Here is a 26231-nt window from a genome sequence, read left to right as displayed (position 1 = left end):
AAGAGACGGGACCGCCTGTGGGGGCAGCCCGTGAAGAGGGAGCGGTTCAGCCGCGGATCGGCAGTGGCGGGGCCCGCCCGCTGAGCGCGTACCGCAATAGCGCGGACCGCAGGAGCGGCGGTGCGAGGGAAGTCGTACGCCATAGGCGGGCAGGCGCGGCCGTCTGGCTACACCGGACCCTCAGCAACCGGAACAGCCGGACGGCGAGGCGGCGCAGCACCGCCCAGAGCGCGGCCTCGCCGCGCGCCAGCCACAAAGCGGCCAGCGCTCCCGCCCAGCCGTGCGCCACCACCATGCCCAGCCCGGGGACCAGCCCGGAACCGGAATGCGCGTGCCCGCCGACCTCGGCCAGCGGCGCGATGAGGTGAACCGTGGAAAAAAGCAGGTGCAACGCCACCTGCGTGCCTGCCAGTAACGGCCAGATCACGCCCAGGCCGCGTTCACCGCCGGTCGCGGGCAGCGCCACCAGGAACGCCAGCGCCAAGGCGCACGCCGCCGCCGGTGCGGAGACGACGCCCCCGCCGGACACGTGGGCGAGCACACCGAGCCCCAGGCACACCACGGCGAAGGCCGCGGCGCGGGCGAGACGTAACGTCAGGTGCGCGGGCATGGCCGGCGGATCACTCCGCGCCGCCGGAACGGCCTCGGCGAGAGGCCTGCAACCAGATGCCCGCGCCGATGGCCACGATCGCGGCGAGTGCGACCCAGATCCAGCCCGGCAGGCTCCCGGCGTTCTCCTGCTCGCCGGTGGCGGAAGCGGGGCCAGGCGAAACGGGCTGCGCGACCACCGGTGCGGACGCTGAAGCCGTCGGCTCCGGCACCGGTGTGGTCGCGACGGTCGGCGCGGCCTTCGCGGACGGTGTCGCCGGGGCGGTCACGATGAAGGGAGTCTCCCCCTCGATCGGGTGACCGTCGGAGGAGACCACCCGCCAAGCGATCACATAGTCACCCGGGTCCAGAGGCGCCGAAACGTCGGAGGTGACCGTGTCACCTGCGACCTTCGCTTTGCCGATGTCGATGATCGTGTCGCTCGCCGTGCGCAGCGCGACCGCTGGGAAGCGGACCTGAGAGCTGAACTCCAGCCTGATCCGTTCGACGGCGGAGACCTTGGCATCCTTGGCGGGAGAGCTGCTCTTGAGACGGTCGTGGGCGAGCGCGGCGGGTGCGCCGAGCAGGACGAATATGGCGCAACACAGGGCGGTGACAACGGTCGTGCGGACGGATCGTGGCAGGGACGCCATCGTGGACTCCAGAAGGGACCTCCGGCCGTGCCCTTGGCACAGACCGGCGAAACGGAAGGAACGCCTCCAGCGAAAAAGGAGGGCGTCTGGTCACGGGGGCACGCCGCCCTCCGGACCCTTCCTCCAGGTCCTTCAGCCGGCGTGTCGCGGCGCGGGTGGGCCGCGCCGCCGCAGCACCGGCAGGATTTCCCAGCCGCCGTACGGCCGGACATCGGCGGCCGGAACGGCCCGCCACACCGGCGACGCCACCTCGGCGGGGACGGCGAACAACAGCCGGATCAGCGGCCTCGGCCCGCCGTACAGGCGGATCATCAGCCACAGGGCGCTCTCGCCTCTGTGCAGCCACCAGCCGGTGCCCAACGCCACCGCGAGATGGATCATCGTCATGCCCAGGCCGGAATGGCCGTGCTCGGCGGAGGACATCGCCTGCGGCGCGGGCGCGGCGCGATTGAACAGCTCATGCAGCAGGATCTGCGCGCCGATGGTCGCGCCGAGCACGACCTCCACACCGCGCTCGCGCCCGTTGAGCGCGTACGCCACGCAGAAGGCGATCAGTGCGCCCAGAACGGCCACGTGCGGCGGGATCAGGCCGCCCCCGGCCAGCGCGTGGCCGCCCGCGGAGACCACAAGGCACATCGTCGCGAAGACGACGGCTCGTGGCACGCGCAGCGCCGACACCGTAGGGGTCACAAAGGACATCCTGTCAGCCGGGTGGCTCGCCGAGAAGACCGGGACAGCGGATCATGCCTCAGGCCGTCGCGGCCGGGTGCGTGAATCTCATACCCGGACATACGTGGGAACGGCTCCCGCCGTTCACCCGAAACGCGGGACGGTCATGCGAAGAGCGCCTCGTTTCCCATGGCGGCCGTGCGTGCGGTCCCGGACGCCGTTGCAACGATCACTGAACGAACCGGTCGGGGGCTTGTCGTTAATGGTGGTTGTGCGAACATGGTCGGCGTAGGCGACGGCGGAACGAGGAAGCCGGTGTGAATCCGGTGCGGTCCCGCCACTGTGATCGGCGAGTGAATCCCGAACAGGCCACTGCCCGCGTGCGGGTGGGAAGGCCGGGAGGAGCATCGACCCGAGAGCCAGGAGACTCACGCTGTCGCCTCCTCACGAAATGGGGCGGATCTCCCCAAGAGAGGACGGTGGCCGTCATGCGGTTCTCCCGCTATAGGGCCCTTCAGCCTGCCCGTCGTGCAGGACTCTCCTGGTGATCCGGCCTCTCGCCCGTCGCGGCAGCCGTCGAGGAACGGTGGCCGCGGCCAGTTTCCAGGAGACCACCTATGGGCATCCCCCGCCCGATCACCGGCGTGCTGCTCGCCATCCTGCTCACCGCCACCGCCTGCGGCGCCCCCGCGCCGCAGGGCTCACCGAGCGCTTCGGCGGCACCGCCTTCGGCCGAGGGCCGTTGCGTCACGAGCTTCGACGCCGCTGAGGACTACTTCCCGGTCAAGCAGAAGGTGGAGCACGCGACGAACTTCACGCTGACCTACGCCAAGAACTATCAGGTCCTCACCGTCAAGCAGCCCGCCCCCGGCGCCAAACCGGAGACCTACGTGCTGGTGCGGTGCGGCACCCCTGCTCCCGCGCTCACCGGCGAACTGGCCGCGGCGGTCACCGTCGAGACCCCGATCGAGCGGCTGTTCTCCGCTTCGACCACCCACCTGCCGTTCATCACCGACCTGGGCGTGCTGGAGCGGCTCACCGGTGTTTCGTCGGCGGGGTACATCGCCTCCCCCCAGGTACTGGCCCAGGTGAAGGCCGGGAAGATCACCGAGTACGCCAAAGGTCAGGAAGTCGACACCGAGAAGGTGATCGCCGCCAAGCCGGACGTGCTGATGAGCGGCGGCACCGAGGACAAGGCCTACGGCCCGTTGCGCCAGGCCGGGATCACGGTGGTGGCCAACGCGGAATGGCTGGAGTCCACCGCGCTGGGCCGCGCCGAGTGGATCAAGGTGATGGCCGCGCTGACCGGTACCGAGGCCAAGGCCGGTGAGGTGTTCGGCAAGGTCGAGACCGACTACACCGCCCTGGCCGCCAAGGCCAAGGCCGCCGCACCGGTCACCGTGCTGCCGGGCCAGATGTACGAGGGGCAGTGGTCGGTGCCCAACGGCGGCAGCTACGTCGCGGGGCTGATCAAGGACGCGGGCGGCACCTACCCGTGGGCGGACACGCCGGGCCCCGGCAGCACCACCCTGGACCTGGAGGCTGTGCTGTCCAAGGCCAAGGACGCCGAGGTGTGGCTGGCCGCCGTGAACGAGTGGAAGAGCCTGGCCGATGTGGAGAAGGCCGACCCGCGCTACGCCAAGTTCGGCGCGTTCGAGTCCGGAAGCCTCTGGTCGGCGAACAGGACGCTCGGCCCCGGGGGCGGCAACGACTTCTACGAGCGCGGCGTCGGCCACCCGGACCTGATCCTGGCCGACCTGGTAGCGATCTTGCATCCCGACCTCGCGCCGGGGCACGCCTTCACCTTCTACCAGCAGCTGGCCAAGTGACGGCTCTGGCCCTCGCGGGTGTTCCGGCGGCGGCCCGGCGCCGCCGGAGCGTCGTTCTGGCCGTCATCGGGGTCGCGGTGCCGCTGGCGTTCGCGCTGGCGGTCCTGCTCGGCTCGACCTCGATCCCGCTGAACCAGGCACTGCTCGCCTTGGTGCGTGACACCGGCGCGGACCCGGGGGTTCAGGAGATCATCTGGACGGTACGGTTGCCGCGCGCCATCACCGCGGCCCTGGCCGGAGCGGCCCTGTCGGTCTCGGGAGTACAGCTGCAGACTCTGTTTCGCAACCCGCTGGCCGAGCCGTACATCCTGGGGGTGAGCTCGGGGGCGAGCCTGGGCGTGGCGCTGGTGATCATCGGGTGGGGCGGCGCGGCCGGCGCGTTCACCGCGGGCATCGCGGGCCTGGGCCGCGCGGGCGTGGTGGTGGCCGCCTCGGCAGGTGCGGCCACGGTGCTGGGGCTGGTGCTGGTGCTGTCGCGGCGGGTCAGGTCGGTGGTGACGTTGCTGATCATCGGCGTGATGGTGGGGTCGGCCGCCACCTCGCTCATCACGCTGCTGCTGGTCTACACCGACCCGCAGCGGGCCCAGCAGTTCATCATGTGGGGTCTGGGCAGCTTCGCCGGGACCACCTGGGGAGATCTCGGGGTGTTCGTGCCGGTCTGCGTGGCCGCGCTGGCGGGTGCGCTGGCCGGGGTCAAAGCGCTCAACGCGCTGCTGCTGGGCGAGAACTACGCGCGCACTATGGGTGTGCGGGTCCGGGTGGTGCGCACGCTCACCCTGTTGACCTCCTCGGTGCTGGCCGGGGCGGTGACCGCCTACTGCGGGCCGATCGCCTTCCTCGGTCTGGCGGTGCCGCACGTGGCCAGGCTGCTGCTGGGCACCGCCGACCATCGGGTGCTAATGCCCGCGGTCGTCCTGCTGGGGGCCGCCGTGGCGCTGGCGTGCTGTGTGGCCACCCAGGCGCCGGGCAGTGGGGTCGTGCTGCCGTTGAACGCGGTGACCACCATCGTGGGCGCGCCCGTGGTGATCGCCGTACTGCTGCGCAGCCGCGCGGCCCGCACTGGACTGGCGGTGTGAGCATGAGCCTGGAACTACGCGGACTGCACGCCGGATACCCCGCCAGGCGGGGGCAACCGGAGCGTCGCGTGCTCGACGACCTGGACGCCGAAGCCCTGTCGGGTGAGCTGACCGTGCTGATCGGCCCGAACGGCACCGGCAAATCCACGCTGCTGCGCACCATGGCCGCACTCCAGTCCGCGCTGGGCGGCCAGGTGCTCCTCGGCGGCGTCGACGTCGACACCCTGCCCGCCGCCGACCTGGCCAGGAGCCTGGCCGTCGTGCTCACCGAACGCGACCTGCCGCCGCTGCTGAGCGCCCGCGAGCTGGCCGGGCTGGGCCGCCACCCGCACACCGGATTCACCGGACGCCTCTGGCCCGGCGACCACGAGATCGTCACCTGGGCGCTGACCGCCGTGAACGCGGGCCATCTGGCCGACCGGGCGGTGACCGAGCTGTCCGACGGCGAGCGCCAGCGGGTCCTCGTCGCCCGCGCTTTGGCCCAGGAACCGGCGGCGATCTTGTTGGACGAGCCGACCGCCTTTCTCGACGTCACCTCCCGGGTGGCGCTCATGGGCCTGCTGCGCCGTCTGGCTCGCGAGAAGAACCTGGTCATCGTGGTCTCCACGCACGATCTGGAGCTGGCGCTGCGGGTCGCCGACCGGATGTGGCTGATCGACCCGGCGGGCCGCCTGCACACCGGCACCCCGGAGGAGCTGACCTCGCGGGAGGTGATCGGCGCCGCCTTCGACGGCGGTGAACTGGCCTTCGACGCGACCTCCGGCATGTTCGTGCTCCAGAGCGGGGCCAGCGGTACCGTCCGCGTCCTCGCCGAAGGTCTGCACGCCGCCCTGCTGGAGCGGGCGCTGGCCAGGGAGGACTGGCGTACGGCCGGCGCCGGGCCCGCCGAGCTGGCGGTGGAGTGGACGGGCGACGGCTACCAGGCGGCCTACGACGGCACCATCCACCGGTTCGCCACCTTGCCCGACCTGGCCGCCTGGACGCGTACGGCGCGCTCCGGGCTCGCCGTCGCCCGGCCCGGGCTGCTGCCCGCCGCACCGCCGATGGTGTCGGTGGCGGTCGCCGACGTCTCCACGATCAGCGGTTACTTCGAAGTCGGGATCGGCCCGATCGACACCGAAGCGGGCTGGCGACCGCTCACCGACCTGCTGGCCGACCTCGAATCCCTGCGGCGGCGGATCACCGACGTCGCCGAACGCTTAGGGACCGACGAGACCCGAGTGGCGGCCTCCATCCTGTTCCAGGGGTTGGCCGCCCGGCTGTGGTCACCGGTCATCGGCGCGGCGGTGGCCCACGACCTGCTCCTGGACCTGGGCCCTTCCCGCCTCCACTGGCGGGAGGCGCCCAGCGGGCCGCTGCCGCTGCGCGCCGAGCGCCCGAACGGCTGGCAGGTCCTCGCCCCCGCCAGGGTCGCCGGAGCGCTGCACCACACCGTGGTGACCGAGCTGCTGGAGCCGCTGGCGCAGGCCGTAGGGGAGATCGTGAAGATCGCCCCCGGGCTGCTGTGGGGCAACGCCGCCTCCGCCCTGGCCGGAACCATCCGGACCATCGCCCGACAGCGCCCCGAACTCGCCGCGCGAACCATCGTGCTCGGCCGCGAACTGCTCGCCCTGGGAGTGCTTCAGGGCGGCGGCGACCTGGTCGAACCCGCTCCCGGACAGCCGTTCTTCGTTCGGCGCAGTTGCTGCCTGTACTACCGCCTGCCTAACGGCGGCAAATGCGGCGACTGCGCCCTCATCGACCCCGACACGCGCCGCGAGCAGTGGGCGCTGACCCTGCGACAGGCCGGAGGACCCGCATGAGCCACACCGTCGTCGAGGAACACGGCACCGGCACCCTGCACGTGTGGGCGCTGCCCACCGACGAGCGCACCTTGCTGTCGCTGGTCACCGACATCTTCGAGCACCACTGGGAGCACATCTGGTTCGGGGTCATCGTCCAGGGCGCGGCCTGGGAGGTCGCCGCCCCCAACGCGCCCGAACGCATCAGCCTGTACGACGGATATGTCACCGTCGACTTCGGCCGCTGGCACTTTCACCTGTGCATCGGCGAGCACACCGCCAGCGGCCCCGAACTCGGGCGGATCCGCCGCTGCGCCCGCGCCGAGCTCTACCGCTCGATCAGCGCCGACGGCCACCCCGTCTCCTGGGGGATGCGGATGTTCAACGGCCAGGGCGACCAGCTGATGACCGTGCTGCTGCCCAACCCGTTCCTCACCGACCGCCAGCAGATCCTCGACCCGCCCGACTACGACCGGCTGATCGCCTGGGACGAGCTTCGAGCCGCCTATCTCGGAATCGGCCCCGATCCATTGGACCGCGCCGGAAAGGGCTTCAAGCACGGATAAGAGGGGGGCTCCGCCGCCGTGTGGCGTCGTGTGCTGGAAGCGTGACGGTGCGGGAGAGCTACCGGGTGCCCGGAGTCAGCACGTATGGCGGTCGCGTATCGCGCCGCCAGCCCGCCTGAGGAAGGAACGCATGAAAAGGATCACCGTGTGCCGGGACTGCTGCTGCGGGAGCGTGCGGAAGGTACCCGCCCTCGACCACGACGAGCAGATCCGCCGGTTGGCCGAGGTCGCCGACGTCCGCGTGACCGAGTGCCTTGACGTGTGCGACCAGGCCAATGTTCTCATCGTGCAGCCGACCCCGGAGGGGCGGGCGGCCGGTGGCCGTCCGGTGTGGCTCGCCCTCGTCAACGACGAGGATGCCACGGCCGATGTCGCCGAGTGGGTTCGCGCTGGTGGTCCCGGCCTGGTTCCGTTGCCGCCGATCCTTGAGCTGTACCGTTTCACCCCGCCGCGCCGCTTGCCGCCCCGCGAGGTCGACCCTCCGATGACGAACACCTCAACCGCGCGCCGGTGACATCGGTCCGGCGAAAAGACCAGCGTGTGGTGCTGAAGCCACTCCGCGCCAGGATTGCCGAGCCTTTGTCTCCACCCGCACTTCCCAGGACAAGGGTGCCCTGCTTGTGCGCATCGACCCGCTTCGTGTGATGATGATGCCGAAGGCGAGCGCGGACTGAGGAAGCCGGTGTGAATCCGGCGCGGTCCCGCCACTGTGATCGGCGAGCGAATCCCCACCATGCCACTGCCCCTCTCCGGGGTGGGAAGGCGGGGACGAGCCTCGACCCGAGAGCCAGGAGACTCACGCGGTCGCCTCCTCGATGAACTGGGGCGGATTTCCCCGGAGAGGAGTGGGCTCTCGTGCCCGTCGAGCCGGTGGCCGCGCCGAGAATCCCTGAAGTGTTCCCTCTTTCAGATCCGCCCCGTTGCGCAGATTCCGTGAGAGGAACACGTCATGACGGGCAGACGCCCCATTCCCCTGCTGCTCGCCCTCCTGGTGTCCGGAGTGCTGGCCGCCTGCGGCGGCATCCCGGCTGAGAATGTCCCGGCCGCCGCTCCGGCGGCCTCCGCGCCTGCGGGCTTCCCGGTCACCCTTGACAACTGCGGGGTGAAGAGCACGTACGAGCAGCCGCCGCGGCGGGCGATATCCATGAACCAGCACGCCACTGAGGTGATGCTGGCGCTCGGCCTGGAGAGGTCGATGATCGGCACCGCCTACCTCGACGACAAGGTGCTGCCGGAGTATCAGGCGGCCTACGACGCCATCAAGGTCGTCTCGAAGGAGTACCCGGCGTATGAGGCCCTGCTGGCCGAGGAGCCCGACTTCGTCTACGGCGGCTTCGGCAGCACCTTCGACGAGAAGGAGGGCCGCAGCCGGGACGCCCTGCACAAGGCCGGCATCAAGACATACCTGAATATCGAGGGGTGCGCCGAAGGTGCGGTGTCCCTGGACCTGATGAACACCGAGATCCGCAATGTCGCGAAGATCTTCGGCGTCTCCGACCGGGCCGAACCGTTGATCACCACACTGCGGGCGACCCTCGACGGTGTGAAGGCCAAGCTCGGCGACACCGCCCCGGTCAAGCTGTTCGTCTACGACAGTGGCGACAAGACCGCCTTCACCGCCGGCGGCAAGGGCGTCGGCAACGAGATCATCAAGCTGGCCGGGGCACAGAACGTGTTCGCCGACGTCGACAAGATGTGGGGCGACGTCTCATTCGAGCAGGTCGCCGAGCGCGCGCCCGACTGGATCGTCATCTACGACTACGGCGACCAGCCGGTGGCCGACAAGGAGAGGTTCTTGCTGGCCAACCCGGCGCTGAGGGACGTACCGGCCATCAGGAACAAGCGGTTCGCGGTGCTGCCTTTGTCGTCGGTGGTCCTCGGCGTACGGGCGCCCGGAGCCGTCGAGGCGCTGGCCCGCCAGTTGCACGCCGACCGCTTCAAGTGAGACCAGTTCAAGTGAGCGAACCGGTCGCAGGCGCCGTGCCGTTGGCGCAGCGCCCGGGGGTGCCGTATCCGATCGTGCTCGGCCTGCTCGTGCTCCTGGTCGGTGGGGCGCTCACCGCGGCCGTCGCGGCCGGGTCGGTGGCCCTGCCCGCAGGGCAGGTGTGGGGCATCCTGCTCCACAACCTGCATCCCGCCCTGGCCGAACCGGCCTGGACACCGGTGCGGGAGACCATCGTGATGGACGTACGGCTGCCGCGGGTCGTCCTGGCGGGGGTGATCGGCGCGGGCCTGTCGGTCTGCGGCATGGCCCTCCAAGCGCTGGTGCGCAACCCGCTGGCCGACCCGATGCTGCTGGGAGTCTCTTCTGGCGCGAGTGTCGGGGCGGTCACTGTGGTGGTGTTCGGCTTGAGCGTGTTCGGCGCGTTCAGCCTGCCGATCGCGGCCTTCCTCGGCGCGCTGGCCGCGCTGGTGGCGGTCTACTTCCTGGCCCGCTCGGGCGGGCGTATGACGACGGTGCGGCTGGTGCTGGCCGGGGTGGCCATGGCCGAGGTGCTCTCGGCCGTGGCCGGCTTCCTGATCGTGACCTCCAACGACCCGCACAAGACGCAGGCGGCGGTGCGCTGGATGCTGGGCGGCCTGGCCGGCACCACCTGGACGGTGGTGTGGATCCCGGCGATAGCCGTCCTGGCCGGGACCCTCGCGCTAGTCGGGGTGTCGCGGCCGCTGAACCTGCTGCTGGCAGGGGAGGAGGCCGCGGCCTCGCTCGGGCTGGATGTGCACCGTTTCCGGGCGGCGCTGTTCGTGCTGGTCGCCATGATGATCGGCACGATCGTCGCGGTCAGCGGGGCCATCGGCTTCGTAGGGCTGATCATGCCGCATGTCGTCCGGCTGCTGATCGGCGCCGATCACCGCCGGGCGCTCCCGGCCACCGCGCTGCTGGGCGCGGCCTTCCTCATCGTGGCCGACCTGGCCGCCCGCACCCTGATCGCGCCGGAGGAGATCCCGGTGGGCATCATCACCGCGCTGGTCGGCGGGCCGTTCTTCCTGTGGTTGATGCGGAGGCGCTCCAAGTGACACTGACCGTGGAGAACGTGTCGGTCCGCGTCGGCGACCGCGACCTGGTCCGCCAGGTCTCGTTCGAGGTCGCCGAGGGGGAGATGCTCGGCTTGGCCGGCCCGAACGGGGCGGGTAAGTCGACGCTGCTGCGCACCCTCTATCGGGCGCGTAGGCCGACCGGCGGCCGGGTGCTGCTGGACGGTGAGGACGTGTGGCGCATGCCCGCGGGGCGGCTGGCCCGTCAGCTGGCCGCGGTCCTGCAGGAGAGCGGCGGCGACTTCGAGCTGTCGGTGTACGACGTCGTCGCCATGGGCCGCACCCCGCACAAACGGGCCTTCGACGGCGACAACGTGGCCGACAAGGCGATCATCGCCGACGCGCTGGGGCGGCTGGATGTGGCCGATCTGGCGCACGCGCCCTTCGACCGGCTCTCGGGCGGGGAGAAGCAGCGGGTGCTGATCGCGCGGGCGCTGGCCCAGCGGCCGACCACGATGGTGCTGGACGAGCCGACCAACCACCTGGACCTGCGCCACCAGTTGGACGCGCTGAACCTGGTACGCGGCCTCGGCGTCACCGCGGTGGTCGCCCTGCACGACCTCAACATGGCCGCCGCCTTCTGCGACCGCGTCTGCGTCATGGACGCCGGTCGCGTCGTCGCTCTCGGCACCCCCGCCGACGTGCTGACCCCCGCCCTGCTCGCCGAGGTCTACCGGGTGGACGCCGAGGTGGCGATCCACTCGGTGACAGGGGTGCCGCAGGTGAGTCTCCGAACCGCAGGGAGCCGCGCCACGAAATAAAACCTTTTTGCGCAAAAGCCGGATCCGCCATCCGGCTTGTTAGCCGTGCGATTTTAAAGAACGGAGCTTCGGCACAATGGAATCGGCATCGACTGAATCGATTCTGACGGCCCTCGAAGAGGTCGCCGGGTTCGGCTCGTTCTTTTCTCTGCGCATCGGCGGCGACGCGGCCGGGTGGCACGACGTGAAATGCGACTACGAACGCGGTTTCACCGACCTGGTGGAGGCGACGGCCACCAGGTACGGCACCCGTGAGCTGCGCATCGGCGCCTCGATCGCCCAGCTCGGCCACGCCGCGCGGCTCTGGTCTCCACTCCTGGCCACCGTGCTCACCCACGCGGTGGTGCCCGACCTGACCCGTCTGGACCGCGCCGACGAGGGCCCGGATCTCCGCCTGCCTACTCCTACGGGATGGCATTACGAATCACCGGCCCAACTCTATGACCTGGTGATTCGCCGCCACCTGGAACCGCTGGCGGCCGGCCTGCGGGTTAAGGTCGCCCCCGGCCTGCTGTACGGCAACGCCGCCTCCGCCCTGGCCGAGGCAGGTCGCGCGATAGCCGCCATGCGCCCGGACCTGGCCGGACCCGCCACCGGCCTGGTCACCGACCTGCTGGCCCGCGGCCATCTGGCGGGAAAGGGAGCGCTCATCTCCCCTGAGCTGGCTTTCCGGCGCACCACGTGCTGCCTTTATTACCGGGTGCCCGGCGGTTCCAAATGCGATGACTGCTCATTGGCGAAGAAATGAATTCTTGAATTCACCGCGACCGTATGCCTATGGTGTTGCGTGTAGTTCGCACCTGCAAATCACCTGCAGAAGGAGGAGGCGCATGGCACACCACGGATTCGCCGAGCCCGAGGGCCCGCAGGACTGCCTGAAGTCCCACACTCCGGCGGTGGACTCGCCGTTCGAGTGGCGCCAGGACGACGACGAGTAGATCGCCCCGAGCCGGGGCCCCTCACCGGGCCCCGGCCTCTCCCCGGCCCCTTCAGGAGGAGCGTTCGTGATCGCACAGGTCCGCCGCGACGCGCCCGGCGACCCCGTCGTGCCCAGCCTGGTCTCCTACTCCGCCTTCCCCATCGAGGGCACGGAGGTGACCGGCGGTGCGGCCCTCGGCGACGAGGAGGCGGCGCGGGCGGCCGCGATCGGAGAGGCGATCGAACGCCACTGCGCCAACCAGGTGCCCGCCGGGCTGCGCCGGGCCGCCTACCACGACCTGACCGAACCCGCCGCCGACCCACGCGCGTTCGCCCTCTACTCGCAGGGCCAGTACCGGGCGCGCGGGTTCCCGTTCGTCGCGATGACCCCCGATCTGGAGATCGCCTGGGCGCCCGCCACCGACCTGGTCTCCGGCGAGCGGGTCCTGGTGCCCGCCTCGCTGGTGTACGTGAACTACTTCACCGGCCCCCGCCGCGCCGAGCCGCTCACCAACTACCCCGTCCTCGCCGGGACCGCCGCCGGCACGACCCCGGAGCAGGCCCGGCAGGCGGCGCTGCGCGAGGTCCTCGAACGCGACGCCGTGACCACGTGGTGGGCCAGCACCACGGCGGCCTCACCACTGCCCAGGCCCGCGGGCGGCCCGCTGGTCACGGCGCTGGCCCAGGCCGAGGAGGCGGGGTTGACGGTGTCCCTGTTGCGGGTGCCCTCGACGTTCGACGCGACCGTGGCGGCGGTGTTCGTCGAGGACCGCGCGCACCGGGTCGTGGGGTTCGGCAGCGCCTGCCGGGCAGATGAGCAACAGGCCGCGGCCAAGGCGTTCACCGAGGCCGTCGGCACCTACGAGACCGGCCGCGTCCTGCTGCGCCGCGACATCGGTCGGCGCCCCTACCTGCGGCGGCGCGCCGACCGGCGCTACCTCGACGCCTTGGCGCGCGGCTGGCGCGACGTCAACGACGTCCGCCTGCACGTCCAGGTCTACCTCGACGAACGCCTCCAGGGCGAGGTGCTGGACCGGCTGCGCCTCCCCGGCGGCCCACCGCTGCCGCCGGAGACCACCGGGCCGCTGCGCTCGCTCACCGAGCGGGGTTTTCGCGCCTACGCCGTCGACCTGACCACCCCGGACGCCGGGGACGCCGGGTTGCACGTGGCCCGGGTGCTGGTGCCCGGCCTGTACTGCGACGCCCCGGCGGCCTTCCCGTTCCTCGGCGGGACCCGGCTGCCCGCCTCACCTGACCTTGTACGGCAACCCCTGCCGTTCGCCTGACCTCTCGCCTGACCCCGAAGAAGGAGAACGCATGCGGCTCGGACTGGCCATGGGCTACGGCGGCGAACCCATGCACGAGGTGCTCCCGGTGATCAAACGCGCCGAGAGCATCGGCGTCGACTCGGTGTGGAGCGTCGAGGAGTACGGCCCCGACGCCGTCAGCGTGCTCGGATACCTCGCCGCCGTGACCGACCGCATCGAGCTGGGCACCGCGATCATGCAGATCCCGGCCCGCACCCCCGCCGCCACCGCGATGACCCTCGACGTGCTGTCCGGCGGCCGTTTCCAGCTCGGGCTGGGCCTGTCGGTGCCGTGGATCGTGGAGGGCTGGCACGGCCTGCCGTACGAGCGCCCGCTGCGCCGCACTCGCGAGTACGTCGAGATCGTGCGCCGGGCCATCGCCCGCGAGGATCGGGTGCACTACGAGGGCGAGCTGTACACGCTGCCTTACACCGGACCCGGCTCGACCGGCCGGGCCCGCGCGATCCGCTCGGAGATGACGCCGCTGCGGCCCCGCATCCCCGTCTACCTGGCCGCCATCGGCCCCGGCAACCTCGCGCTCACCGGCGAACTGGCCGACGGCTGGCTGTCGGGCATGTACGCCCCCGAACACGAGAGCGCCATCCTGGCCCCGCTCGACGAAGGGCTGACGCGCGCAGGAAGGCAACCCGAAGACGTGCGGATCTGCCCCATCCTCTACGTCGCCCACGCCCCCACGATCGCTGAGGGCCGCGAAAAGCTGCGCCCCCTGTACGCCCATCTCATCGGCGCCTCCTCCCCGGGCGTGCGCAACACCTACGCCGACGTGGTCGTCCAGATGGGCTACGAGGGCCCCGCCCGCGACATCCGCAAGCACTTCACCGACGGCGACCGGGCCGCCGCCGTCAAAGCCGTCCCCGACCGGCTGCTGGACGAGGTGGCCCTGATCGGCCCCATCGAGGCGATGACCGAACGGCTGGCCGTGTGGCGCGCCTCCAGGGTGGACACCGTCATCCTGCTCGACCGCGACACCGCCTTGCTGGAAGCGGCGCGGGCCGTCTTGTGAGACGCGTGTGGGCGCTGACCGTGCCCCTGCTCGTGGCCGGGCTCACCCAGATCATCGTCAACATCGTCGACACGATCATGCTGGCCCGCCACTCCACCACGGCTCTGGGCGCCTTCGCGCTGGCCGCCCCCGTCTACCTGATCGCCCTGGTCGTCGTGCGCGGCTGGGCGACCGCCGTACAGATCAAGGTCGCCCAGGCCCACGGCGCGGGTGACGCGGGCGCGGTGGTCCAGGTGGTGCGGGTGGGCCTGGCCACCTCGGCCCTGGCGGGCCTCGCCATCGGGGCCGTGCTGTACGCCGTCGCCGAGCCGGTGCTCGCCCTGCTGGGCGCGCCGGCCGAGCTGATCGGCCCCGGCGGCGCCTACCTGCGAATCCTGGCCTTCGCGGTGCCGTTCGCCGCCGCGTCGTTCACCCTGCAGAGCGCCTGCTCGGGCGTCGGGGTGACCCGCGCCGCCATGTACAACGCCCTGGTGGTCAACGCGGTGAACCTGCCGTTGGGCCTGCTGCTGATCTTCAACGCCGGGCTCGGCATCGAGGGCGCCGCCTTCGCGACCCTGGCCGCCACGGCGGCCGGGACCGCCGTCCTGCTCGGATACGCTCGCGCCAGGCTGCCCCAGATCCCCGGCGACGGCCGGCCCGTGGTCCGGACGCTGTGGACCCTCGGCTGGCCGGAGATGAGCGCGATGGGCGTCGGCTACCTCAACGAGGCGCTGATCGTGGGCTTCGCGGCCCGGATGGGCACCCCGGAGCTGGCCGCCTACCGGATCACCGACAACCTGCTGCTCGTCGTCTTCACCGTGATGGCATCGGTGTCCTCGGCCATCGCCATCCTCGTCGGGCACGAGGCGGGTGCCGGGCACCGGGCCGCCGCCGAACGGTGGCGCAGCGTCGGAATCCGGTTGCTGCTGATCGTGTACGCGGTCCCGTCCGCGCTGGTCCTGCTCGGCGGAACGGCCCTGCTGGGGTTGTTCACCGCCTCCGCCGAGGTCGTCACGCTGGCCTGGCAGGTGGTGCCCCTGGCACTGTTCAGCATGGCGCCGATGGTGTGGGCGATGGCCTACGGCAGCTTCCTGCGCGCTTACGGCGACACCCGGTCGGTGATGGTCGCGAACGTCGCCGGCGACTACCTGCTGCTGATCCCGCTGAGCTGGCTCCTCGGGCTGATCTTCGGCTTCGGCCTGCTGGGCATCTACGCGGCATGGACCGCCTTCGCCGTCATGCTTGCCCTGCTGCTGCGGATCCGCGCCCGCCGCACGGCATCGCCGGCCGCTCAAGGATCCGCGGAAGTGGCGGGGTGAGCCGGTCCACAAACCAGCACGGGTGGGCATCATCCCAGGGCGGCTCGAAGAACGTCGGGCGCCTCGGCCAGGGAGGGGCCGTACCAGGTCAGGTGCCGACCGCTGACCAGCGCGGTGGGCGTTTCGGGGAAGAAGCCGGTGCCGTCCTCGGCAGTGAACCGGTAGGGCTCGTCGGGAAGGACGACGAGGTCGGCGCCCGCCGCCAGCAGGTCCGGCAGGGCCACCTTCGGATAGCGCTCGGGGTGGCCGGCGTAGAGGTTGCGGACGCCGAGCCTGAGCAGGAGGTCACCGGCGAAGGTGTCGCGTCCCAGGACCATCCAGGGTTTGCGCCAGATGGGGATCACAGCTCTCCGTACCTCCGTGACCGACGGGGCGGACCACGCCCGTTGCGCGGCGGCGAGCCAGGGTGGCTCGGGCAGGCCGCAGGCCAGCGTGAGTGCCCGGCGCAGGGAGGTGAAGGACTCCTCCAGGGTGCGGATCCTCGTCACCCACACCGGTATCCCGGCCGCGCGCAGCGTCTCCAGGTCGGCCAGGCGGTTCTCCTCCTCGTTGGCCAGCACCAGGTCCGGCTCAAGGGCGATGATCGCGGCCAGGTCGGGGTTCTTGGTGCCGCCGATCCGCCGCACCGCCAGCCCCGCCGGATGGGTGCACCAGCCGGTCGCGCCGACCAGCAGGTGCGGGGCGGTCTCGGCGAGCGACTCGGGGAGCGAGGGCACGAGCGAGACCACGCGGCGTACGGCACCGTGCGGCGTGCAGGGGGTACCCAGGTCGTCAAGCATCGTCGACGTCACCTCCGTCGCGGCCGGTCACGGCGTCCACGTCAGCTCGACCGAGTGGGCGGTACACCGCAAGCCGGCTGATGTCACCTGGGCCGCCGATCACGACCACCTCACCGGACAGGTCGCCCCTGCTCAGATCTCCGCTCCTTCGCCGGGACCTCTGGGGCGGGTCGGGCGAGACCGGCGAGTGAACGGCAGTCCCGCCGCCGTCCACGCCTGAAACCCCCCGATCACATCCGTGGCATGCGGCAAGCCGACCGCTCTGAGGGACAGAGCCGCCAGGCTCGATGAGTACCCTTCATCGCACAGGACGATCCACCGGATGTCCGCGTGCACCGCCTCGGGTATCCGTGACGAAGAACTCGGGTCCAGTCGCCACTCCAAGTGGTTGCGCTCGATGACGATGGCTCCCGGCACCTCGCCGGCGCGGCGCTGGAAGGCGGGCCGGGTGTCCACGAGGAACGTGTCCTGCTCCTGTGCCGCCGTCCATGCCTCGGCCGGGTGCAGTCGTCGCAGCCCGGCCCGGGCCGCGGCCAGCACGTTGTCGATGCCCATGGCGCTCCTGCCCGGTCGCGGCTGCTCGGCGGAGGCGGACGGGAATCGAAACCCCCGCGCCGAGATACGCGGCGCCACCGGTTTCGAAGACTGGGAGGACCACCAGGCACCTGAACGCCTCCATCCGGCATCCTAACGATCAATGACTCCCATATGGAGTTCTGTCGTTTTCGGGAAGGTCGGCATGTCGAGCCGCTCCGGCAGCGGGACGACCACCCGGCGGTAGGTGACATGCTCAAGGCTCGTCGACGTCATCGTGGGAGGACGCCCAGCGGGTTTCTTTCAGGAACCGGGCCCCAGCAGCCCGCTCAACGGCGGCCGGTCACCTCCGGTGGAGGTCCAGCGAGGGCCGTCCGGGGTGTCCGCGACCAGCACCCCGCCACGCAGCAGTGCCGCGCGCAGCGCGTCCGCGAGGTCGTAGCGTCCCTGGCGGCGCAACTCACCGCGCAACGCGAGTACGGACTCGACCAGGGAGGCGACCAGATCCCCCGGATACGGGGAGTTTGGGCGGGCGCCCAGCTTCGTGATCAGCAGTCGCAGGCTCTCTCGGGCGTGCTCGACACCCCCTTCGTCCTCCTCGGTGTCGGCGCCCCAGCGGGCGACCTCGCTCTCCAGATCGAGCACGGCCCGGACCGCGTCGGCGGCGTCGTGCCCGGCCAGCGCGGAGGCGAAGCGCTCCTCGCACGAGCGGGTCGTCTCCGCCAGGCTGACCTGGCGAGGCGCCGGCGAGAGGACCGGCGGCGAAGCACCGTTCCCCGTCGTCTCGCCGCGGGCCAGGCGGCGGATCTCCTCCAGGTTCGTGCTCGTCCCCGCAGGCAGGACGGCCTGGGAGCCGGGCCGACGGATCGTCACGCGGCCCCGGCCGGCGACCCGAGCCTCCTCGGTGTTCAGGTCGACGACCAGCGCGGTGTGCTCGTCGATCCCCAGGACGGCGGCGCCCGGCGGCAGTTCGGCCTCCATCCGGGTCAGCCGTCGCTCGCCCAGATAGCAGTAGCGGGTGTCGTGGGTGCCGCCCTCGGTGTTGTCGTAGTGCGGGATGAGTGCCACCGTGAGCCCGAGGACGCCCAGCAGGTCCAGGCCTGGCCGCCAGTGAGGGGCGGCGCCCACCTTGTAGATCTCGTACACCGGCACCGTCGCCACACCCGCCGTGCAGGCCGCGGCCGAGGCCAGCACCGTCGCCCCCTCCCTCGCCCGCAGGCGGGCACGCAGGTCGCCGGCGACGTGCGTCGTCGTCCACCGCTCAAGGGCGAAGGTGGGGCTGCCGGGGCCGGAGAACACCCAGTCGGCGCCCGCGACCTCGTCGCTCCCCTCCACCTCCAGCCCCACACTGCGCGCGAAGTACCCCCGGGCCCGGGCGGAGATGCCCGCGGCGTTCTCCTGGAACGCGTACGGGGTGTCGAGCAACACCGCTCGCGCCCCGCCACCCAGCCTGCGGACCACCGAGCGATGAACCTCGACCATCGTCGGGCTCGTCTCACCCGACCCCATGAGCACCAGCACCCCAGGCCGTCCCGGCATCGAACTCCGCCTCTCCGTCGTCCTGCGCCAAGCCACGCACAGGAACGCCCCGGCGGCAATAGCATCTCTGCGACAAAGGCGTTGTTGCATAACCAGCGCAACAGTGCGGCCAGACGACGGGACACCCTGTGAACGAGCAGCTCAGCCACCTCGTACCGGTATCGGTCGAGATCCTGTTGCTGCGGGCCGACCCGGTGGGCACCTGGCACTACCGGCGCGTGGTGACGTCGCTGGACAGGGGGGAAAGCCCGGACGAGGCGGTCCGCCGCGCCAGTGGGGTCACCGCCGAGGCGACGTCCACCGTGGTGCACTCCACCAGCTGGCGCTACCAGCCCGAGGGCCAGGTCATTCTCACGTATGCCGTATGTCCTGATCCTGCCGCCGATCTGCCGGCGATCGCGCTGACGGACTTCCAGCTCGCCAGGGGGAGCGCGCCCTCGGCGCCTTCCCCCGAACGCCTGCAGGTCGAGAACGTGGTCGCCCACGCCCTGCGGCACCTGACCTTCCTCGTGCTGACCGACCCGGTCGTGGGCGAGGCCCTCACCCGCGACCCAGCCCTGGCCGCCGGCTTCGACGCCCTCCGGCGCGACGCCGTACCGCTTGACGTCGCCGGAGGACTACGACCCGCCGAACGGTGAGGACGCTCGCGTGAGCGCGAGTCCGCTCGCGGAACGGAATGGCCGCTGGAGAGATGCGCCCGCATACCGGGAACCGGTCAACGGGAGTCCCGGCGTGACATGATCAACCGCTCGCCGCCCGCCAGGGCGACCGCTCGCCACCCCCGGGCGCGGTAGAGGCCCAGGGCCGCAGCGGCGCGAGTGTGAGTGGTCAGCCAGCGCGTTCCGGGCGCGGCGCGGGTGAGTACGGCGTCATGGAGTGCGGCTCCGAGCCCCAGCCCGTGCCGCTGCGGCAGGACGGCCAGCTCCTTGAGCGTGAAATCCGGGCCCGGCTTGTCGTGGCAGGTGAGTCTGGCCAGATGCGAGCAGCGCACGCCGTAGGCGAAGCCGTACAGCTCCTCACCGCCGAAGGCCAGGGCGAGCACGAATCCAGGGCGCCTGCTGTCGGCGAGCAGTCGCGCGGCCACACCTCTTGCGGCGGGGTACGGCTCGCGCCAGGGCGGCCGGGTGAAGACCTCCTCGCCCACATCGGCCACGGCCACGAGAAACCGGGTGGCAGCGTGGGGGACGACTATCTGGATGTGCGGAGGTGCGGCGCCCGACCGCCCGGTTGGACCATTCACCAAGGAAGGACGGACGGTGGGCGCCGCGGTCATGGGGTCAGGCGCCCTTGGCCGCGTCGAAGCGGGCGATGACGTCGTTCCAGTTGATCAGTGACCACAGCTGCTCGACGTAGTCGGGGCGCACGTTGCGGTACTGCAGGTAGTAGGCGTGCTCCCAGGCGTCGAAGACCAGCAGCGGGGTGGTGTTCACACCGACGTTGCCGTGGTGGTCGTACACCTGCTCCACCACCAGGCGCCGGCTCAACGGTTCCCAGGCCAAGATGCCCCAGCCCGATCCCTGCACCGTCGCGGTGGCGGTGGTGAGCTGCTTCTGGAAGGCCTCGAAGGAGCCGAAGTGCTCGGTGATCGCCTCGCCGAGGGCTCCGTCGGGGCGGTCGCCGCCGTCGGGGGAGAGGTTCTGCCAGAAGATCGAGTGCAGCACGTGGCCGGACAGGTTGAAGGCGAAGGTCTTCTCCAGCCCGACCAGCCCGCCGAACTCGCTCTTGTCGCGCGCCTCGGCCAGCTTCTCCAGGGTGTCGTTCGCGCCCTTGACGTAGGCGGCGTGGTGCTTGGCGTGGTGCAGCTCCAGGATCTCCCCGGTGATCGCGGGCTCCAGTGCCGCGTAATCGTAAGGCATATCCGGAAGGGTGTAGTCACCCATGGGCATCTCCTCTGTGAACCTCTAGTGCATGTATCTCGCAATAACAATAATCATGCAACTAGCCGAGAGGGTGCGAGGCATGCCACCGCGAACCCTCAGCCGGTCCGGCACCGCAGGCAGCGGCCGCGCAACACCTGGCCCGAGGGGGTGATCTCGAATCCGGTTCGCGCCAGCAGGCTCGCCGCCGTCTGCGCCAGGTCCTCGACGGCCATATCGGCCAGGACCCCGCAGCGCTCGCACAGGAGGTGGTGGTGCGGGGCCGCGGCGATGCCGAAATGCGCCTGCCCGGTGTGCTCCACGCTGTGCAGGAGGCCGTGTTGGGTCATCATCGTCACGTTGCGGTAGACGGTGGAGACGCTGATCGTCGGCTGGGCCGCCGTCACCAGATGATGCAGTCTGGAGGCACTGAGGTGGGCGGAGGCCTCCACCAGGATGGACAGGATCATCATGCGGGGGATGGTCCGGCGCAGCCCCTTGCCGCGCAGGACCTCCTCGAACCCGGCGACCGTGTGCTTCACGTCGACGTCTTCCACCTCGGTGCCCTTCACCTCGATCGCGCTCTTACGGTGAACATGATCAAAGCGCCGCCGTCCGCTGGCGGAGGCGCACCACCCGGCCGCCACGCCGGTATCCGCCGACAAGGCTTGGGGGATACCTCGATGTGGACCGCCTTCCTCGGGCTCCGGGGCGGCCTGTAGTTCGTACGCCCGCGTTCGCTGTCACCTTGACCGTCTCGCGATGATGTTGCAAGTAGCCTGCTGTTGCAACTTCTATGCAGTTAGGTGGGCCGGTGAGCGATGCGTTCGTTCGCAGCCCTCCCTCGGCGGTGACGCCTGAGCGGATCCGCCGCGCCTGCGAACTGCCGGCCCGGCCGCGCCATTTCCTTGATCGTCGCTTAATGCCACTTGCTAGCAATTGCAACATATGCGCAGAATGTGGTGGTTTCGCGCATGACGATCAGTTGACCTCGCATCTTCGGAGACTCGCCACATGAGCCGCCCGCCCCGTATCACCCCGACCATCTGGCGGCAACGCGCCACCGAAGGCGGTACCCCGATCATGAGAAGGCTGCTCGTCGTGGCAGTCGCTCTGACGCTGGCCGCCTGCTCACCGGCTCCCGCCACCCAGCAGGCGGCGGCGCCGCAGGCCGGTTTCCCGGTCACGGTGGAGAACTGCGGGCGCGAGCTCACGTTCGACAAGCCGCCCGCCAAGGTGGTGACCGGCTACCACCCCTCCTTGGAGACCCTGCTCGCGCTCGCTCTGGGTGATCGGGTCGCCGGGCGCACGAACTTCTCCGAGAGCCCGTTCCTGCCGGGGCAGCAGGAGCAGTACGCCAAGATCCCGGAGATCTCCGGCACGATCATGCTGCCGCAGAAAGAGGTCATGCTCTCCCAGGGCGCGGACTTCGTCCTGGACAACGCGATGGCCGGCTTCGACGCCGCCGGCGGTTACGCCACCGTGGAGGAGCTGGACGCGGCCGGCTCCCCGGTGTACATCCTGGGCGGCTGGTGCAGCCCCGAGGAGGTGCTCGAGTTCACCATCGACGACACCTACACCGACCTGCGCAATCTCGGCGCCATCTTCGGTGTCCCCGACCGCGCCGACGCGCTGATCGCCGAACTTCAGAGCGGGCTTGCCGACGTCACCAAGCGCGTCGCCGGCCGTAGCCCGGTCAAGGTGCTGGCCACCGACGGCGGCAAGGGCCCGGTCAACGCCTACGGCGGCTCGGGCATCACCCACCAGATGATCACCGCCGCCGGCGGGACGAACGTGCTGGCCGACGTCAAGGGCGACTACACCGAGGTCAGCGCGGAGAAGGTCAGCGCCGCCCAGCCCGAGGCCGTCCTGATCAGCGACTACTCCACCCTGCGCGGCGAGGACATGCCGAGCTCACCGGCGAAGGCCGCAGAGGCCTTCGCCATCGCCAAGAACAGCCCCGCGGCCAAGGAGCAGCGCTACCTCGCACTTCCCGTGGCGGCCCAGCACCCCGGCTACCGCAACATCCTGGCCATCGCCGACATCGCCCGCTTCCTGCACCCCGACGCCTTCACCCCGTGACCGGCACGACCCGCCAAAACCCGGCACAAACCCGGCTCAAGCCGAAAAGGCATCGCGCGAACGGGTTCCTCCTGCTCATCGCCGCGCTCGCCGTCGCCGTCGTCGTCTCGACCTGGCTGGCGGTGAGCATCGGCGCGGTGCACGTCGCGCTGCCCCAAGCCTGGGGCATCGTCACCGACCGTCTCCCCTCGACATCCGCCACCAGCTGGAGATCCTGCATCTGGTGCGCGAGCTGGGCATCGCCACCCTCGCCGTGCTGCACGACCTCAACCAGGCCGCCGCCTTCTGCGACCGCCTCTACGTGATGAACGCCGGCCGCATCGTGACCGGCGGGCCGCCCGACCAGGTCCTCACCCCGGACCTGATCCGTCAGGTGTACGGCGTGCGCGCCGTCCACCGCACCCAGCTCGTCTTCGAACGACTCAAGGAGGAGCAGTGATTCCCCGACTGCTGGCCCTGTCTCCATCCATCCGGTGGCGCCTGATAGGGCTCGTGCTGGTGCTGCTGTCCGTCACGGCCACCTACGTCGGCCAGGGCGTGCTCGTCGCACAAGCCCTGGCCCGCATCTTCGCCGGGCACGGCGCGAGCTCGATCACCTGGCTCGTCGCGGGAGTCGTCGCCCTGCAACTCCTGCGCAGCGTCGCGCTGACCGTACGCGAGCCTCTCGCGCTGCGGGTCTCGGGTGCCGTCAAGGCCGAGCTGCGCCGCCGCCTGACCGCCAAGCTGCTGCGGCTCGGCCCCGCCCACGCCCAGCGCGGACGCACCGGCTCCGCGCAGAGCACCCTCGTGGACGGCATCGAGACCGCTGATGCCTACATAGGCAGGTTCCTGCCTCAGGTGACCGCCTCCGTCCTCGGCGCGGTCGCGGTGACCGCGTACCTGTTCACCCTGGATCCGCTGGTCGGCGCCGTCGTCCTGGCCTGCGCGCTGCTCATGCCGGTGTTGCCGCTGGTGTCGGACCGGGTGCTGCGAGACCGCAACGCGGCCTGGTTCCACGGCTACAAGGGCCTGTACGCCGAGAACCTGGACGCGCTGCAGGGCATGGCCACGCTCAAGGCGTTCAACGCCAGTGGCCGCCGCGGCGCCGAGCTGGCCCGCCTCGCCGAGCGGTTCTGCCGCGACTCGATCCGGCTCATGGCCGTCGTCATCGGCTACGTCGGCGGGGTGGCGTTCATCGTCGGTCTGGGCACCGCCGTGGCGCTGGGCACCGGCGCGCTGCGGCTGGCCGCAGGCGAGCTGACCGTCACCGAACTGCTGCTCATCCTGCTGCTCACCGCCGAGAGTTTTCGCCCCCTGAAGGAACTGGAGGCGGCCTACCACTCCAGCTACAACGCCGTCCCCTCCCTCAGGGCCGTCTTCGAGATCCTCGACACCCCCGAACCCGCCCAGGGCACCACCCTGCTCGGCCTGACCGGACCCCCCTCACTGACCTTCGACGAGGTCCTGTTCGGCTACCCCGGCCGGGAACGTCCCGCCCTCGACCGCTTCACCCTCGACATCGCACCCGGTGAACGCGTCGCCCTCGTTGGCCGCTCGGGGGCGGGCAAGACCACCGTCGCCTCCCTGCTGCTGCGCTTCTTCGACCCCGACGCCGGGTGCGTGAGCGTCAACGGCGTCGACGTCCGCGACCTGCCCCTGGAGCGGCTGCGCGCCCTGGTCGCCGTGGTCTCCCAGGACACCTACCTCTTCCACGGCACCGTCCGCCGCAACCTCGCCCTGGCCCGCCCCGAGGCCACCGACGACCGGCTCGAAGCCGCCGCCCGCGCCGCCCAGGCCCACGACTTCATCACCGCCCTGCCTGATGGCTACGACACCGTCGTGGGCGAGCGCGGCCTGAAGTTGTCCGGCGGTGAGCGCCAGCGCATCGCCATCGCCCGCGCCCTGCTCAAGGACGCCCCCATTCTCGTCCTGGACGAGGCCACCTCCGCCGTGGACGCCGCCAACGAGGCCGCTATCCAGCACGCGCTGGACACCCTGTCCGGCGGCCGGACCACCCTGATGATCGCCCACCGGCTGTCCACCGTCCAGGGCGCCGACCGCGTCATCGTCATGGCCGAGGGCCGCATCCAGGAGGCCGGGCCACCTGGCGAGCTCCTGGCCGGCCAGGGTGCCTACGCTCGCCTGGTCGCCGCGCAGAACGGAGCCACCCGATGAGCACCACGGCCACCACCACCGCCACTGCCACCGCCGTCGCGCCCGGCCGTCCCGGCGGCTCCCGCTTCCGGCCCCTGCTGGCGCTGCTCGGCCCGCACCGGCCCCTGTTGCTGATCGCGACGGTCAGCGGCATCGCTCACCACCTGGTCGTCCTGGCCTCGGCCGGCGTCGGCGCGTGGGTCGTCAGTCGCGCCATCACCGGAGCCACACCCGGCGACCTGCGCGGTGGCCTGATCGCCTTGGGCCTCCTGCTGCCCTTCCTGGCCCTCACCCCGTGGCTGGAGTCCTATCTCGCGCACGTGGCCGCCTTCCGCGTGCTGGCCGACGTCCGCGGCCGCGTCTACGCCGCCTTCGAACGCCTGGCTCCCGGCTATCTCCTGCAGCGCCGCTCCGGCGATCTCGGCTCCGCCGCCATCTCCGACGTCGAGCAACTGGAGCTGTGGTTCGCCCACACCCTCAGCCCGCTGATCAGTGCCGTCACCGTCCCTGTCGCCGCCCTCAGCGCGCTGGCGGTCTTCCACCCTGCCCTCGCCGTGGCCCTCGCCCCGGCCCTGATCCTGCTCGCCCTGCTGCCCGCCTGGCTGCGCAAACGGGCCGCCGCCCAAGGCGTGAGGCTGCGCGCCGAACTCGGCGAGCTCAACGCCGAAGCCGTCGACACCCTCCAGGGCCTGCGCGAACTGCTCACCTCCGGTGCCGGGGCCCGCCAGCTCGACCGCCTCGGTGAACAGGACCAGCGCCTCCTGGAGGCCAAACTCGCCCACGGCCGCCGTTCCGGCCTCGAACACGCCGCCACCAACGCCGCCACCACGCTCGGCATGCTCGCCGTGCTCGTCACCGCCGCCCTGCTGACCTCGGCGGGCAGCCTGCAACCGGCGCTGTTCCCCGTCGCCGTCGTCCTGGCCGCCACGACCTTCGCCCCGGTCATCGCCGTCACCGACGTGGCCCGCGACCTCAACCTCGTCATCGCCGCCGCCGACCGCATCATGACCATCCTGAACACCCCCGCCCCGGTCACCGACCGCGTCACCACCCCACCTCCCGCCCCCGTCGAGCCGCATGTGCGTTTCGAGGCGGCCCGTTTCCACTACGGCCCCGACCTGCCCGAGGCGCTCGCCGACGTCTCCTTCGCCATCGCCCCCGGCGAGACCGTCGCCCTGGTCGGCCATTCGGGAGCGGGCAAGTCCACCTGCGCCAGCCTGCTGATGCGCATGTGGGACGTCACCGCCGGCCAGATCACCGTCGGCGGCCACGACGTCCGCGACTTCCCCCAAGAAGACCTGCGCCGCCTGATCACCCTCGTCCCCCAGGACGTCTACCTGTTCAACGTCTCGCTGCGCGACAACATCCGCCTCGGCCGCCCCGAGGCCACCGACGAGGAGGTGGAGGCCGCCGCCCGCGCCGCCCACGCCCACGAGTTCGTCACCGGCCTGCCCGACGGCTACGACACCCTGCCCGGCGAGCTCGGCGCCCGCCTGTCCGGCGGCCAGCGCCAGCGCGTCGCCATCGCCCGCGCCCTGCTCAAGGACGCCCCCATCCTGATCATGGACGAGGCCGTCTCCAACCTCGACGCCGAAAGCGAGCAGGAGGTCGCCGCCGCCATGACCGCCGCCCGCCGCGACCGCACCACCCTGGTCATCGCCCACCGCCTGTCCACCATCCGCACCGCCGACCGCGTCGTCGTCCTGGAAGACGGCCAGGTCGCCGAAGCCGGCACCCACGCCGAACTCCTCGCCGGCCGCGGCGCCTACACGCGGCTCCTCGCCACCCAGCTCACCGACTGA

General features: G+C 71.1%; 26 protein-coding genes, 1 tRNA gene and 2 riboswitches. Of the genes, 17 read left to right on the top strand and 10 right to left on the bottom strand.

Features of this window, described 5'->3' with window-relative positions:
- Positions 1 to 46: 46 nt before the first annotated feature.
- From ACFY3V_RS34240 to ACFY3V_RS34230, 3 genes are all read right to left on the bottom strand, one after another.
- Complete coding sequence (locus tag ACFY3V_RS34240; protein ID WP_362904730.1) at positions 47 to 610, bottom strand: MFS transporter; 564 nt, start codon at positions 608 to 610, stop codon at positions 47 to 49.
- 10 nt (positions 611 to 620) lie between these two features.
- On the bottom strand, positions 621 to 1241 hold the full coding sequence (locus tag ACFY3V_RS34235; RefSeq protein ID WP_362904728.1) for a copper resistance protein CopC: 621 nt from the start codon (positions 1239 to 1241) through the stop codon (positions 621 to 623).
- Between the two features lie 132 nt (positions 1242 to 1373).
- The gene (locus tag ACFY3V_RS34230) at positions 1374 to 1931 is read right to left on the bottom strand and encodes a hypothetical protein (RefSeq protein ID WP_362904726.1); all 558 of its coding nucleotides are present in this window, start codon (positions 1929 to 1931) and stop codon (positions 1374 to 1376) included.
- Between the two features lie 248 nt (positions 1932 to 2179).
- Positions 2180 to 2361: riboswitch (cobalamin riboswitch) on the top strand.
- 166 nt (positions 2362 to 2527) lie between these two features.
- On the opposite strand from ACFY3V_RS34230, the gene ACFY3V_RS34225 reads away from it, so the two are divergent.
- The 12 genes from ACFY3V_RS34225 (at position 2528) to ACFY3V_RS34170 (ending at position 15506) form a co-directional block, all read left to right on the top strand.
- Positions 2528 to 3739: an ABC transporter substrate-binding protein gene (locus tag ACFY3V_RS34225; RefSeq protein WP_362904724.1), complete on the top strand. Its 1212-nt coding sequence runs from the start codon at positions 2528 to 2530 to the stop codon at positions 3737 to 3739.
- Positions 3736 to 4815: an iron ABC transporter permease gene (locus tag ACFY3V_RS34220; RefSeq protein ID WP_362904722.1), complete on the top strand. Its 1080-nt coding sequence runs from the start codon at positions 3736 to 3738 to the stop codon at positions 4813 to 4815. Before ACFY3V_RS34225 ends, ACFY3V_RS34220 begins: the two co-directional genes overlap by 4 nt.
- A 2-nt stretch (positions 4816 to 4817) precedes the next feature.
- Positions 4818 to 6617 (top strand): ATP-binding cassette domain-containing protein, encoded by a 1800-nt coding sequence (locus ACFY3V_RS34215; RefSeq protein WP_362904720.1) that lies wholly within the window; start codon positions 4818 to 4820, stop codon positions 6615 to 6617.
- Positions 6614 to 7162 carry a hypothetical protein gene (locus tag ACFY3V_RS34210; protein ID WP_362904718.1) on the top strand — a complete coding sequence of 183 codons (549 nt, stop codon included), beginning with the start codon at positions 6614 to 6616 and terminating at the stop codon, positions 7160 to 7162. The genes ACFY3V_RS34215 and ACFY3V_RS34210 overlap by 4 nt, the downstream gene beginning before the upstream one ends.
- 130 nt (positions 7163 to 7292) lie before the next feature.
- Entirely contained in the window at positions 7293 to 7676 is a 384-nt protein-coding gene (locus tag ACFY3V_RS34205; RefSeq protein ID WP_362904716.1) for a (2Fe-2S) ferredoxin domain-containing protein, read from the top strand.
- Positions 7677 to 7784: 108 nt separating this feature from the next.
- Positions 7785 to 7981, top strand: a riboswitch (cobalamin riboswitch).
- Positions 7982 to 8111: 130 nt separating this feature from the next.
- Complete coding sequence (locus tag ACFY3V_RS34200; protein WP_362904714.1) at positions 8112 to 9107, top strand: ABC transporter substrate-binding protein; 996 nt, start codon at positions 8112 to 8114, stop codon at positions 9105 to 9107.
- Between the two features lie 11 nt (positions 9108 to 9118).
- The gene (locus tag ACFY3V_RS34195) at positions 9119 to 10180 is read left to right on the top strand and encodes an iron ABC transporter permease (RefSeq protein WP_362904712.1); all 1062 of its coding nucleotides are present in this window, start codon (positions 9119 to 9121) and stop codon (positions 10178 to 10180) included.
- On the top strand, positions 10177 to 10959 hold the full coding sequence (locus ACFY3V_RS34190) for an ABC transporter ATP-binding protein (RefSeq protein WP_362904710.1): 783 nt from the start codon (positions 10177 to 10179) through the stop codon (positions 10957 to 10959). Before ACFY3V_RS34195 ends, ACFY3V_RS34190 begins: the two co-directional genes overlap by 4 nt.
- A gap of 76 nt (positions 10960 to 11035) precedes the next feature.
- A complete protein-coding gene (locus tag ACFY3V_RS34185; RefSeq protein WP_362904708.1) occupies positions 11036 to 11707 on the top strand; it encodes a (2Fe-2S)-binding protein in 672 nt (223 codons plus the stop codon).
- 256 nt (positions 11708 to 11963) lie between these two features.
- Positions 11964 to 13163, top strand: a complete 1200-nt coding sequence (locus ACFY3V_RS34180) for a YcaO-like family protein (protein WP_389779282.1) — start codon at positions 11964 to 11966, stop codon at positions 13161 to 13163.
- A 31-nt stretch (positions 13164 to 13194) separates the two neighbouring features.
- Positions 13195 to 14208, top strand: coding sequence for an LLM class flavin-dependent oxidoreductase (locus ACFY3V_RS34175; RefSeq protein WP_362904703.1), 1014 nt, complete (start codon positions 13195 to 13197; stop codon positions 14206 to 14208).
- A 5-nt stretch (positions 14209 to 14213) separates the two neighbouring features.
- Positions 14214 to 15506 carry an MATE family efflux transporter gene (locus ACFY3V_RS34170; RefSeq protein ID WP_389779280.1) on the top strand — a complete coding sequence of 431 codons (1293 nt, stop codon included), beginning with the start codon at positions 14214 to 14216 and terminating at the stop codon, positions 15504 to 15506.
- A 29-nt stretch (positions 15507 to 15535) separates the two neighbouring features.
- Here ACFY3V_RS34170 and ACFY3V_RS34165 read toward each other — a convergent pair whose 3' ends face one another.
- From ACFY3V_RS34165 to ACFY3V_RS34150, 4 genes are all read right to left on the bottom strand, one after another.
- Positions 15536 to 16285 carry a helical backbone metal receptor gene (locus ACFY3V_RS34165; protein ID WP_389779278.1) on the bottom strand — a complete coding sequence of 250 codons (750 nt, stop codon included), beginning with the start codon at positions 16283 to 16285 and terminating at the stop codon, positions 15536 to 15538.
- A 132-nt stretch (positions 16286 to 16417) separates the two neighbouring features.
- Positions 16418 to 16840, bottom strand: a complete 423-nt coding sequence (locus ACFY3V_RS34160; protein WP_389779276.1) for a rhodanese-like domain-containing protein — start codon at positions 16838 to 16840, stop codon at positions 16418 to 16420.
- A 29-nt stretch (positions 16841 to 16869) separates the two neighbouring features.
- A tRNA-OTHER gene (locus ACFY3V_RS34155) sits at positions 16870 to 16962 on the bottom strand.
- A gap of 160 nt (positions 16963 to 17122) precedes the next feature.
- The gene (locus ACFY3V_RS34150) at positions 17123 to 18358 is read right to left on the bottom strand and encodes a hypothetical protein (protein ID WP_389779274.1); all 1236 of its coding nucleotides are present in this window, start codon (positions 18356 to 18358) and stop codon (positions 17123 to 17125) included.
- A 128-nt stretch (positions 18359 to 18486) separates the two neighbouring features.
- On the opposite strand from ACFY3V_RS34150, the gene ACFY3V_RS34145 reads away from it, so the two are divergent.
- The gene (locus ACFY3V_RS34145; protein WP_389779272.1) at positions 18487 to 18996 is read left to right on the top strand and encodes a hypothetical protein; all 510 of its coding nucleotides are present in this window, start codon (positions 18487 to 18489) and stop codon (positions 18994 to 18996) included.
- Between the two features lie 77 nt (positions 18997 to 19073).
- Here the strand turns inward: ACFY3V_RS34145 and ACFY3V_RS34140 are convergent, their stop codons facing one another.
- The 3 genes from ACFY3V_RS34140 to ACFY3V_RS34130 all read right to left on the bottom strand — a co-directional run bounded on the left by ACFY3V_RS34140 (position 19074) and on the right by ACFY3V_RS34130 (position 20879).
- Positions 19074 to 19517, bottom strand: coding sequence for a GNAT family N-acetyltransferase (locus ACFY3V_RS34140; protein WP_362904691.1), 444 nt, complete (start codon positions 19515 to 19517; stop codon positions 19074 to 19076).
- Positions 19518 to 19635: 118 nt separating this feature from the next.
- Positions 19636 to 20238, bottom strand: coding sequence for a superoxide dismutase (locus ACFY3V_RS34135; RefSeq protein WP_389779270.1), 603 nt, complete (start codon positions 20236 to 20238; stop codon positions 19636 to 19638).
- Between the two features lie 95 nt (positions 20239 to 20333).
- The gene (locus ACFY3V_RS34130; RefSeq protein ID WP_389779268.1) at positions 20334 to 20879 is read right to left on the bottom strand and encodes a Fur family transcriptional regulator; all 546 of its coding nucleotides are present in this window, start codon (positions 20877 to 20879) and stop codon (positions 20334 to 20336) included.
- Positions 20880 to 21228: 349 nt separating this feature from the next.
- Here ACFY3V_RS34130 and ACFY3V_RS34125 point away from each other — a divergent pair, with 349 nt between their 5' ends.
- The 4 genes from ACFY3V_RS34125 to cydC all read left to right on the top strand — a co-directional run bounded on the left by ACFY3V_RS34125 (position 21229) and on the right by cydC (position 26231).
- On the top strand, positions 21229 to 22296 hold the full coding sequence (locus tag ACFY3V_RS34125) for an ABC transporter substrate-binding protein (protein WP_389779266.1): 1068 nt from the start codon (positions 21229 to 21231) through the stop codon (positions 22294 to 22296).
- A gap of 223 nt (positions 22297 to 22519) precedes the next feature.
- Positions 22520 to 22735: a hypothetical protein gene (locus ACFY3V_RS34120; protein WP_389779264.1), complete on the top strand. Its 216-nt coding sequence runs from the start codon at positions 22520 to 22522 to the stop codon at positions 22733 to 22735.
- Complete coding sequence (locus ACFY3V_RS34115) at positions 22732 to 24450, top strand: ABC transporter ATP-binding protein/permease (protein WP_389779263.1); 1719 nt, start codon at positions 22732 to 22734, stop codon at positions 24448 to 24450. Before ACFY3V_RS34120 ends, ACFY3V_RS34115 begins: the two co-directional genes overlap by 4 nt.
- Positions 24447 to 26231 carry a thiol reductant ABC exporter subunit CydC gene (cydC, locus tag ACFY3V_RS34110; protein WP_389779261.1) on the top strand — a complete coding sequence of 595 codons (1785 nt, stop codon included), beginning with the start codon at positions 24447 to 24449 and terminating at the stop codon, positions 26229 to 26231. Before ACFY3V_RS34115 ends, cydC begins: the two co-directional genes overlap by 4 nt.

This window comes from Streptosporangium sp. NPDC000095 (assembly GCF_042899335.1).
Lineage (GTDB): Bacteria > Actinomycetota > Actinomycetes > Streptosporangiales > Streptosporangiaceae > Streptosporangium.
Note: the sequence above shows the minus strand (reverse complement) of the source record. Positions and strands in the feature narration are given on the sequence as shown.